Origin of the sequence: Streptomyces flavofungini (assembly GCF_041028215.1) — a bacterium.
Classification (GTDB): Bacteria; Actinomycetota; Actinomycetes; order Streptomycetales; family Streptomycetaceae; genus Streptomyces; species Streptomyces flavofungini_B.
Window position 1 is genome coordinate 1 of sequence record NZ_JASKYR010000292.1, and the last position, 8,795, is coordinate 8,795.

General features: G+C 70.6%; 7 protein-coding genes. 5 read left to right on the top strand and 2 right to left on the bottom strand.

Going from position 1 to position 8,795, the window contains the following annotated elements; all coding sequences use genetic code 11:
• The first annotated feature begins 113 nt into the window (after positions 1 to 113).
• The 5 genes from AB8Z36_RS20585 to AB8Z36_RS20605 all read left to right on the top strand — a co-directional run bounded on the left by AB8Z36_RS20585 (position 114) and on the right by AB8Z36_RS20605 (position 4,170).
• Complete coding sequence (locus tag AB8Z36_RS20585) at positions 114 to 977, top strand: ABC transporter permease (RefSeq protein ID WP_369214817.1); 864 nt, start codon at positions 114 to 116, stop codon at positions 975 to 977.
• Between the two features lie 49 nt (positions 978 to 1,026).
• Positions 1,027 to 2,052, top strand: a complete 1,026-nt coding sequence (locus AB8Z36_RS20590; protein ID WP_369214818.1) for an ABC transporter substrate-binding protein — start codon at positions 1,027 to 1,029, stop codon at positions 2,050 to 2,052.
• Positions 2,049 to 2,900, top strand: a complete 852-nt coding sequence (locus tag AB8Z36_RS20595; RefSeq protein WP_369214819.1) for an ABC transporter ATP-binding protein — start codon at positions 2,049 to 2,051, stop codon at positions 2,898 to 2,900. Before AB8Z36_RS20590 ends, AB8Z36_RS20595 begins: the two co-directional genes overlap by 4 nt.
• Positions 2,901 to 2,977: 77 nt before the next feature.
• Positions 2,978 to 3,568: a helix-turn-helix domain-containing protein gene (locus tag AB8Z36_RS20600; RefSeq protein WP_369214820.1), complete on the top strand. Its 591-nt coding sequence runs from the start codon at positions 2,978 to 2,980 to the stop codon at positions 3,566 to 3,568.
• A 65-nt stretch (positions 3,569 to 3,633) separates the two neighbouring features.
• Entirely contained in the window at positions 3,634 to 4,170 is a 537-nt protein-coding gene (locus AB8Z36_RS20605) for an N-acetyltransferase family protein (protein WP_440581962.1), read from the top strand.
• Between the two features lie 15 nt (positions 4,171 to 4,185).
• On the opposite strand, the gene AB8Z36_RS20610 is transcribed toward AB8Z36_RS20605, so the two are convergent.
• Complete coding sequence (locus AB8Z36_RS20610; RefSeq protein ID WP_369214821.1) at positions 4,186 to 5,076, bottom strand: sugar phosphate isomerase/epimerase family protein; 891 nt, start codon at positions 5,074 to 5,076, stop codon at positions 4,186 to 4,188.
• Positions 5,073 to 8,606, bottom strand: coding sequence for a ThuA domain-containing protein (locus tag AB8Z36_RS20615; RefSeq protein ID WP_369214822.1), 3,534 nt, complete (start codon positions 8,604 to 8,606; stop codon positions 5,073 to 5,075). Before AB8Z36_RS20615 ends, AB8Z36_RS20610 begins: the two co-directional genes overlap by 4 nt.
• Positions 8,607 to 8,795: the final 189 nt, after the last annotated feature.

Here is an 8,795-nt window from a genome sequence, read left to right on the forward strand (position 1 = left end):
CCCACCACACACCCCCCGCAAATCTCGGGTTCGCCCTATTGACCCTGTGCTCAGCCAGTCATTAGCGTGACCGACGCACGGCCAGAAAGCGCTTTCTCCCAGGGGAGTTCATTGTGAAGAGCGCACTGTCCACACCGGCTCCCGCCCCCGTGAAGACGGCCGGAGTCGCCCCGCGGCGCCGTCCCGGTATCGGTAAGCGCACGGCCGGCATGGCCGAGAAGAGCTGGCGCCCGCTGGCGCTCCTGCTCGTCTGCTTCGGCGCCTGGTGGCTGATCGCGGCCACCGAGATGGTCGAGGCGTACCTGGTGCCCTCGCCGGGCGCGACCCTCGACGTGGTCCTCGACAAGCCCGGCTACCTCTGGCAGCACAGCTGGGTCACCACGTACGAGACCCTGCTCGGGTTCGTCCTCGCGGTCGCCGTCGGCATCGTCTCCGCCGTCCTCATGGTCGCCTCGACGACGGTCGAGAAGACCCTCTACCCCATCCTCCTCTTCGCCCAGGTCGTGCCGAAGATCGCCATCGCCCCGCTGTTCGTGGTCTGGCTCGGCTTCGGGGTGACGCCGAAGATCCTCATCGCCGTCCTGATCGCCTTCTTCCCCGTCGTGATCTCGATGGTGACCGGCCTCAAGGCCGTCGATCCGGAGATGCTCCAGCTCTCCGCGACGATGGGCGCGCGCCCGTGGCAGACCTTCCTGAAGATCCGCTTCCCCGCGTCGCTCCCGCACCTCTTCTCCGGCCTCAAGGTGGCCGTCACGCTCGCGGTCACCGGCGCGGTCGTCGGCGAGTTCGTCGGCGCCGACGAAGGCCTCGGCTACGTCATCCTCCAGGCCAACGGCAACCTCGACACCCCCATGCTCTTCGCGGGGCTGCTCGTGATGTCCCTGATCGGCGTGGTGCTCTTCGTACTCGTCGAGATCGCCGAGAAGCTGCTCCTTCCCTGGCACGCGGGCCGCAGGGACCCGGCCGCCACGTACTGAACGCCCGCTGCCCCGCCATGTCCCGCCGTACGCGAGAAGGGCCGTACCCATGCACGCGCGCAGACTCCTCACCGGCCTCGTCCCCCTGGCGCTCGTCGCGACGGCCGCCACGGCCTGTGGCGGCGACGAGAAGACGAGCGTCAGCGACTCCGGCGAGAAGCTGGACCGGGTGACGCTGACGCTCAACTGGTACCCGTACGGCGAGCACGCGCCGTTCTACTACGGCGAGAAGCGGAAGATCTTCGAGAAGCACGGCATCGACCTGGAGATCAGGGCGGGCCAGGGCTCGCAGAAGACCGTGCAGGCCACCGCCGCCGGACAGACCGACTTCGGCTGGGCCGACACCCCGGCCGTCCTCGCGGGCGTGGACCAGGGGGTGCAGGTGAAGAGCCTCGGGGTGTTCCTCCAGACCACCCCGGCGTCCGTGCAGTCCTTCACCTCCGAGGACGTCACCTCGCCCGGTGACCTGAAGGGCAAGACGATCGCGGGCACGGCGGGCGACGCGCTCACCAAGACCTTCCCGATCTTCCTCCAGAAGAACGGCATGGACGCCTCCGACGTCAAGGTCCAGAACACTGACCCGGCGGGCAAGATCGCCGCGGTGATCTCCGGCAAGACGGACGCCCTGCTCGGCTACGCGAGCGACCAGGGGCCGACCATGCGCAGCAAGGCCGAGAAGGACGTCTCCTATCTGCGCTTCTCCGAGCACGGCCTGAACTTCTACTCCAACGGCCTCATCGTGGGCGCCAGGACCCTCCGGGGCAGGGGCGACCTGGCCGAGCGGATGGCCGCCGCGGTGAGCGAGGCGTGGGCGGCGGCGGAGAAGAGCCCGGGGCCCGCGGTGGCCGCCATGGAGGGCGCCTCCGCACAGCTCCCGCCGAAGGACGTCCTCGCCGAGCAGTTCAGGACGACCCTCACCCTGCTGCACACCGACGCCACCAAGGGGAAGGCGCCGGGCGCCAACACGGAGGCGGACTGGAAACAGACCATCGAGGTCTTCTCGGAGGCGGGCATGGTCAAGAACCCCAGGCCCGTCGCGGAGTACTGGGACGCGGCCAAGGGAGTCAAGGGATGAGGGCGGGCACGCCTGACGACGCGGCGCTCAAGGACCAGGCGGTACGGGAGAAGGGCGGCACCCTCGCCTCGGCGGTGGCGCCCGCCGTACGGGTGGACGAGGTCGACGTCCGCTTCCGTACGAAGAAGAAGGACGTCACCGCGTTGCGCGGGGTCTCGCTCGACATCGCGGAGGGCGAGTTCGTCGCGATCGTCGGACCCTCGGGATGCGGCAAGTCCACGCTGCTCAAACTGGTCGCCGGACTGCTCGCGCCGTCGGCGGGCGAGGTGCTCCTCGGCGGCGAACGGGTGCGCGGCCCCCGGCGCGACATCGGCTACGTCTTCCAGCGCGCCGCCCTCCTTGACTGGCGCTCGGCGCGGCGCAACATCCTCCTCCAGGCGGAGATGCGGAAGATCCCGGGGGAGCGGGCACGCGCGCGTGCCGACGATCTGATCCGCATGACCGGACTCACCGGGTTCGAGGACGCCTACCCCCACGAGCTGTCCGGCGGCATGCAGCAGCGCGTGGCGCTGTGCAGGGCGCTGCTCCACGAGCCGCCCGTGCTCCTCATGGACGAGCCGTTCGGCGCCCTCGACGCCCTCACGCGCGAGCACATGAACGTGGAGCTGAACCGCATCTGGCGGGAGACCGGCACCACGGTGATCCTGGTGACGCACTCGATCGCCGAGGCCGCCTACCTCGCCGACCGCGTCGTGGTGATGAGCCCGCGCCCCGGCACCGTCACGGAGATCGTCGACGTCGGCCTGCCCGCCGAGCGCGACTACGCGGCCACCCTCGCATCGCCCGAGTTCCGCGCGGCGTCGGGACGGATCAGGGAGCTGCTGGGGGCGGTATCGGCGCACGATTGAACCGGACGTCTGAACCGGGCGTCCACGAAGTGGAACACGCTTGTCCGCCGTCCCAGATGCGGGATAGCGTGCCAGATATGGACGTGCCCTCCACAGAACACGCTCACGAGCACGAAGGCGTCGACGCCCGCCTCGCCGCCCGGCTCGCCGAGCTGCGCGCCGAACGCGGCTGGTCCCTGGGTGAGTTGTCCGAGCTGAGCGGCATCAGCCGCTCCACCCTCTCCCGCGCCGAGCGCGCCGAGATCAGCCCCACGGCCGCCCTCCTCAACCGGCTCTGCGCCGTCTACGAACGCACGATGTCGCAGCTCCTGAGCGAGGTGGAGGCGGAGCCCGCGCAGCTCGTGCGCGCCGTCGACCAGGCGGTCTGGGCGGACGACGACGCCGGGTTCATGCGCTGGTCCGTGTCGCCGCCGCACATCGGCATGCGCGGCGAGCTGGTCGAGGGCAGGCTCCAGCCGGGCGCGGACATCGCGTACGACCGGCCGCCCGTGCCCGGTCTCGAACAGCACATCTGGGTGCTCGAAGGCGCCCTTGAGGTCACCGTCCAGGGGGAGGCGCACGCCCTGGGCACCGGCGACTGCCTGCGCTACCGGCTGTGGGGCGCGTCGCGATTCCGCTGCCTTGGCGAGGAGGCCGTGCGGTACGTACTGGTGGTGGTGAAGCCGTGACGGTCTCCGGGACCGGTGTCGGGACCGGTGTCGGGACCGCTGTCGGGATCGGAGTCGCGACCGGCCTGGACGCGGGCGTCACGCGGCTGGACGCCGCCGGGCTCGTCGGCCACGCGGACGGTCTCGCCGACCTGCTCGTCGCGACCGTGCGGGGCGGCGCCTCGCTCGGCTTCCTCGCGGACCTGAACGGCGCCACGGCCGCCGACTGGTGGCGCGGGCGCTCCGGCGCGGTCGAGGCGGGCGGCCTCGCCGTCTGGGCCGTGCTCGACGCGGGAAGGGTCGCGGGAACCGTGAGTGTCGCCTTCACGGACAAGCCCAACGGCCGCCACCGCGCCGAGATCGTCAAGCTGATGGTGCATCCGTCGGCGCGCGGGCGGGGCCTCGCCCGCGCGCTCCTGGCCACCGCAGAGGCGGCGGCGGCCGACGCGGGCGTGACCCTGCTCGTCCTGGACACCGAGACCGGCGGCCCCGCGGAGACGCTCTACCGCGGGGCCGGTTGGACCCCGGCCGGGTCGATCCCCGACTACGCGACCGACCCGGCGGGCGCCCTCCGTCCGACGACGCTGTTCTACAAGCGGCTCGGCTCCGCGAGCCCCGACTGATCCCGACGGATGGCCCTAGTAGCGCAGCGCCGCCAGATAGGCGTAGCTGTTGCGTGCCGTCGCGAACGGGTCCGCCGGGGTGTCGTGCTCGACCAGCCACTGCCGGACACCGCCCACGCGCGCGTGGGCGAACATCGCGGCGAAGTCGAGCGTCCCCGAACCGACGTCGGCGAAGCCGCCGTCGGCCGCCATGTCCTTCACGTGCAGCGCGGGGAAGCGGCGCGGATGGCGCCGGAAGTACGTCCCGGGCTTGGTGCCACCGCCCTTCTCGGCCCAGTACACGTCCAGCTCGAAGGCGACCAGATGCGGATCGGTCTCCGCGAGCAGGATGTCGTACAGGCTCCGGCCGTCCATCACCACATGGTCGGAGCCGTGGTTGTGGAACAGGACGGGACCCAGACCGGCCTCGCGTGAGGCGAGGCCGATCCGGTTGAACTGCCGCGCCGCCTCCCGGAAGCCGTCGGGGGTGTGCATGGCCCCCGGCAGGCTGGGCACCACCGGCCAGGCGGCGCCCAGAGCGTGCAGATCGTCGAGGGCCCGGGGCAGCCCGTCGCCGCTCAGCGTGGGATAGGCGATGTGCTCAAGGACCGCCCGCAGCCCCGCCCGGTCCAGCATCCGCCGGATCGCCGCGGCGTCGTACCCGTGCCTGCCGCTGACGCCCACCGTCGCGTAGCCGATCTCCGCGAGCTGTTCCAGCGTGCCCGCGAAGTCCCGCGCGAGCGCGTCGCGCATCGTGTAGAGGTGCATGCCGATGCCGCCGCGCGGAATGCGCCGGTGCTTGCCGCGGCCCGCACCGGCCCACGCGGGCACCGCCCCGCCGGCAGCGGCGGTGAGCCCCACCGACGTACCGAGGGCCGTACGGAGAAAGGCGCGCCGCGAGCCTTCGGGGGCATGTCCGGGCTTCATCGTCGTACCGCCTTCGCCGTGATCCGGACCGCGCCGGTCGTCGTGTCGCCCTTGTCGTCGGTCACCGTCAGATGGGCGGTGTACGACCCCGCGCGCGCGTAGGTGTGCCGCGCGGTCGGGCCCTCGGTGCCGCCGGACGGGGCGGAGTTGTCGCCGTAGTCCCAGTGGTAGGAGGCGGCGGTGCGTCCCGGGGGCAGCTTCACCTTGCCGGTGAGGCCGACCGCGAGGGGCGGTGCGCCGGTCGCCGGGGCCGCGGTGAGGGTGACCTGCGCGCCGGACCGCTTCTCGACGCCGGGTCCGTTGAAGCGCAGCCAGTCCACCGACAGCAGGTCCGGCTTGTCGGCCGTCCACTCGGGGTTGGTGAAGACGGCGTAGAGCTTCGTGGTGCCGTCGTGCTTCGCCAGCGTGGTGGTCGGCGAGACGAAGTTGCTCCAGCCGCCGGTGTTCGGCACGGTCACCTTGCCGAGCAGGGTGTCCGTGGGCGATCCGGCCCGGAACTCGACGTCGCCGCCGAGGCCGCCGGAGGAGGCGCCCACCGTCACCGAGTCGACGCCCTTGAGGTGGACGGGGTCGAAGGAGACCCAGTCCTTGTCCTCGATCTCGATGAGCCGCTTGCCGCCCGACGCGTCCGTCCGGGAGCCGGTCTCCACACCGCCGTGCGCCCCGCCGGTCGCGGTGCGGTGCTCGCCCTCGCGGAAGGACGTGCGCAGGGTCAGCGAGCTGGAACCGGTCAGCGCGGGCACGTCACCGGCGCCCTTGTCCTCGTACTGGGCCGTGATCCCGTAGTACAGGTTCTGGCCGGGTCCGTGGCTGTCGCCCGCGTCCGTCACGATCTCGCCCGTGCAGCCGGTGTAGTTGTCCAGCGGGTGCAGATGGGAGTCGTGCCCGAGCTGGGACTGGACCACGACCCGCGCGCAGTCGATCTGCTTGTCCTCGGGGTCCTTGACCTTGACGGTGAAGGGGATGGTGTCACCGAAGCTGAACGTGCCGCCGTTCGGCGGCTGCTGGATGGTGACGGTCGGCCGGGTGTTGCCGACCGTGATGTCCCGCACGGCGAGCCCTTCGAGGCCACCGGGTCCCGTCACCTTCAACCGGGCCGTGAACTGCCCGTTCCTGGTGTAGGTGTGGGTCGGGGCGGCTTCGGTGGAGTCGGTGGTGCCGTTCCCGTCGAAGTCCCAGGCGTACGAGACCGGCTTGCCGTCCGGCAGGCCGGAGCCCTCGCTGGAGAACGTGACGGTGAGCGGTGCGCGCCCGGTGTCCGGGGTGGCCGCGGCCCGCGCGTCGGGCAGCCGGCCGTCCGCCACGTAGTCGATGCGGTAGATGCCGGAGCCTTCGTTGCTGCCGCCGCGGCCCGTGCCGCTGCCGAGCCCGAAGTCGATGACGTACAGCGCTCCGTCAGGGCCGAAATCGGCGTCGAAGGGCTGGTTCCACTTCATGTCGGAGAAAATGGTGTTGATGGACTGGAGATCACCCTTCTTCGCGGGCTCGAACCGCGGATCGGTGAATGTCTGGTCCTTCTCCTGGACCGAGAACGTCTTGAACCACTGCCGTGTCAGCTCGTAGTTGAACCACTTTCCCTCGAAGTACTCGGGGAACTTGGTCTTGTACGGGTTGCCGGCGTCGTAGTCGTAGACGGGACCGCTCATCGGGGCACCGCCGCCGGTGCCTAGTTCGGGGAACTCCTTCGAATCGGAGTAGGCGTACCAGACGTTCGCGGGCTTGGCGGGCGGCAGCTCGCGCAGACCCGTGTTGTTGGGGGAGTCGTTGACGAGTTTCGCGCAGTCGAACTTGTCCTTCGACGTCTTCGTCGCGAAGTCGTAGTCGTTGAACGGGGTGTTGTTCCCGACGCAGTAGGGCCAGCCGTAATTGCCCGGCTCGGTGACGCGGTCGAACTCGACGGTGCCCTCGGGGCCGCGGTCGGCGACGGCCTGTCGTGCGTCCGGGCCGTAGTCGCCGACCAGGAGTGCGCCGCTCAGCGGGTCGGTGGTGATCCGGAACGGATTGCGGAACCCCATCGCGTAGATCTCCCCGCGCGTCTTGTCCGTCCCCGCGGGGAAGAGGTTCCCCTCGGGCACGGCATAGGTCCCGTCGTCCTTCGGGGTGATCCGCAGGATCTTGCCGCGCAGGTCGTTCGTATTGCCCGAGGTGCCCTGCGCGTCCCAGGCACGGCGGCCCTCGCGCTCGTCGATCGGCGAGAAACCGTCGGAGGCGAACGGATCGGTGTTGTCACCCGTCGCCACGTACAGATCGCCCTTCTTGTCGAAGGCGATCGAGCCCGCCATGTGCGAATTGGCCCGGCCCTCGCCGCGCAGCGTCGGAATGGTGAGCAGCCGCTTCTCCGAAGCCGCGGCTATCTTCCCGCCCGCCTCGGTGAACCGCGAAAGGTTGATCCGCTTCTCCGTCTTGTCGGAGTGGAGCAGATAGAGCCAGTGGTTGTCCTTGAAATCCGGGTCCAGAGCGAGCCCGAGCAGGCCGTCGGACTGGCTGGTCATCTCCGGCGTGTACGCGAGATCGAGCGCCGTGGAGACCTTGAGGGACTCCTGGTCGATGATCTTCAGCTTGCCGGTGCGCTGGATGAAGAAGACCCGGCGGTCGGGCGCGACCGCCAGCTCGAAGGGGTCGGCGAGATCGGCGGTGGCCAGCGGCGTGCGCTGGAAGCTGCCCGTCCTCGTGGCGCTGCAATCGCCCGGCTTGTCGCCCGCGGCCCACTGGATGCCGCCGAGCAGATGCCGCAGGAAGCCCTCCTCCGTGAAGGCCGACTTCGCGTGGCCGCCCGCCGTGTACCAGGACCGGCCGCCGTCGTAGTTCTGGCACCAGGACCACGGCTGGTCCACGCCCTCGTCGAGCCCGGAGACCCCGTCACGCACCTTGACCTGGGCGAGGGTGTGCACCTTGCCGGTGGGGTTGGCGCGCCAGTTGTACCACTCCTCCGTGCGCTCCCAGAGCTCGGGAAGATCCTTGGTGGAGGGGTGCGCGTGGTCGAGCACCTTGACCCGGCCGGTCTGCACCTCCGGGTGCTTGTCGAAGATGGCGCCGACCAGGCCCTCGTACCAGTCCCAGTCGCGCTCGCTCGCCGACGCCGCGTGCAGGCCCACGTAGCCGCCGCCCGCGCGGACGTACTTCTGGAACGCCGCGCGCTGGGCGGCGTCGAGCAGGTCGCCCTTCTCGGGCGTGGAGTTGGTGTTGTTGAAGACGATCGCCTGGAACCGGGCGAGGCCCGCGTCGGTGAATACCGAGGCGTCGTCGGTCGCCTCGACCTCGAAGCCGTGCTCGGCGCCGAGCTTCTCGATCGCCTCGACGCCCGCGGGGATCGAGTCGTGGGGGAAGTTCGTGACCTTGGAGAAGACCAGGACCCGGAAGGCGGGCGCGGCCTCGGCGCGCGGCGGATCGGCGAGACCGAGCCCCACGACGAGGGCGAGCAGGGCGATCAGGACGAGGACGGGTCTCGGTGCGTTTCTGCGCCGCCGCGGCGGTCGGCCGCTCGGCGGTCCGCTGCGTGGCCGTGCGCTGCTGCGTGCCGTGGAACTCATGGCGCTCCCCTTGGCTGGGCTTGGCTGGCTTGGCTGATGGCCGGCTGCCGGTCGCCGGGCGTGCGGTGAGTTGCGTCAGCGCTTGAGCGGTACCGGTCTTGGCCGTCTGGCGGTGCCACTAGAAAGCGCTTTCATGGAGCGGGGTTCAGGGTAGGTTCCGCGCCTGCGGGGGGTCAATGGGTCGGGAGG

What these genes read in the sequence shown, in the direction of transcription:
- AB8Z36_RS20615 (WP_369214822.1), bottom strand. Translation starts at nt 8,606, where the DNA reads ATGAGTTCCACGGCACGCAGCAGCGCACGGCCACGCAGCGGACCGCCG.
- AB8Z36_RS20610 (WP_369214821.1), bottom strand. Translation starts at nt 5,076, where the DNA reads ATGAAGCCCGGACATGCCCCCGAAGGCTCGCGGCGCGCCTTTCTCCGT.
- AB8Z36_RS20595 (WP_369214819.1), top strand. Translation starts at nt 2,049, where the DNA reads ATGAGGGCGGGCACGCCTGACGACGCGGCGCTCAAGGACCAGGCGGTA.
- AB8Z36_RS20590 (WP_369214818.1), top strand. Translation starts at nt 1,027, where the DNA reads ATGCACGCGCGCAGACTCCTCACCGGCCTCGTCCCCCTGGCGCTCGTC.
- AB8Z36_RS20600 (WP_369214820.1), top strand. Translation starts at nt 2,978, where the DNA reads ATGGACGTGCCCTCCACAGAACACGCTCACGAGCACGAAGGCGTCGAC.